This is a genomic window from Azospirillum sp. UFLA03-27 (assembly GCF_059803775.1).
In genome coordinates this window covers 1-1511 of the sequence record NZ_JAUQTX010000486.1, presented here as the reverse complement: position 1 = coordinate 1511, position 1511 = coordinate 1, and the positions used below count along the sequence as shown (strand labels likewise).

Annotated in this window: 1 protein-coding gene; it reads right to left on the bottom strand. The window is 72.4% G+C overall.

Annotated features, from left to right (window positions below):
• Window positions 1-20: 20 nt before the first annotated feature.
• The coding region (locus tag Q4I23_RS32605; RefSeq protein WP_498528990.1) for a calcium-binding protein at window positions 21-1511 on the bottom strand (1491 nt) is incomplete at its 5' end.

The window sequence follows — 1511 nt, the reverse complement described above, 5'->3', positions numbered from 1 at the left end:
GCGTATAATCGTCGGCAGCGTCAGATGTGTATAAGAGACAGGATCGTGTCGTCGCCCGCGTCGCCGATCAGGAAGTCGTTGCCAGCCCCGCCGAACAGCAGGTCGTTGCCCGCCCCGCCGGACAGCGTGTCCTCGCCCTCCTCGCCGGTCAGCGTGTCGTCGCCGTCCTCGCCGAACAGGATGTCGTGGCCCGTCCCGCCGAACAGCGCGTCGTTGCCGACGCCGCCGCCGACCAGGTCGTTGCCCTCGCCGCCGAACAGCCAGTCGTCGCCCTCGCCGCCCATCACCACGTCGTCGCCGTCGTCGCCGTACAGCGTGTCGTTGCCGCCGGCGCTGGCGATCGTGTCGTTGCCGCCGCCGCCGTGCAGGATGTCGTCGCCGGCCCCCAGGTACATGTACTGCTGGTGATCGTCGCCGTAGACGATCTGCTCGCCGTCGCCGCCGACCAGCGTGGCGTTGCCGACCACCGCCGCGAATTCGACGTTGTCGAGCTGGATGGTCACCGGACCCGCCGCCGCCGAGGTGTTGAGCACCACCGCGGTCGGCGCCGTGCTGGCGACCCCGGTGCCGCCCAGCGTGTTGCCGGTCACCTTGGTCTGCACCGCCTGGCCGGCGGTCGCACCCGGCGTGCTGAAGTCGATGGCACGCACCAGGAGCTGGGCCTGGGCGGAGAGCACCGAGAGGAAGCCGTCGCCGCCGCCGGTCAGGTTGCCGCGCGAGGCCGTGCCGGCGTCGGTGCGCGCCTCGATGGCGGCGATCAGCCCGGTCTGCGCCTCCGCGGCGGTCTGCCGCTCGGCGCTGCCGCTGGTGGTGACGGCCACGCCGTTGGAGACGCTGACCGTCAGGCTGGTGACGGTGGACACCGCACCGGTCTGCCGGTCGACCACCTGCTCGCGCACCACCGGCACGTCGGCGAGGTCGGCGTTGGCGGTGCTGGTGTCTTCCACGCGGTTGCTGTTGGTCGCCGCGATGGTCACGGTGGTGACGCGCTTGCCGTCGCTGCCGGTGATGATCGAGCCGTTGACGGTGGCACCGTCCACGGTGGCCGTCGGCGGCGGGGCGACCGGGGCGGGCTTCTCCGCGGTGGCGGTGAGCTTCTGCGTCGCCGCGGTGAAGGGCGGCGAGGCGTTGCCCGCCGGGTCGGTCAGGCCGAGGGTCAGGGTGAGCGTGCCGTCGCCCAGGCCGGAGAGGTCCAGCCCGGTCACCCGCATGGTCGGACCGCTCATCACGCCGCTGCCGGTGACCTGGCCGCCGCCGGTCGAGGTGATCGTCCAGGTGAAGCTGGTCCCGGCCTCGCCGCCGCTGATGGTGAAGGCGGCGCTGGACTGCTCGATGGCGTCGATGCTGTCGTCCTCGAACAGCACGGTGGCCGTCGGCGGGGTGGTGTCGACGGTCAGCGACTGCGTGCTGGGGGCTGAGACGTTGCCCGCCGCGTCGGTGGCGGTGGCCGAGACGGGGTTGGCGCCGTTGGCGTTGAGGCTCAGCGTGCCGGTGACCGGTGTGGCCGTGGC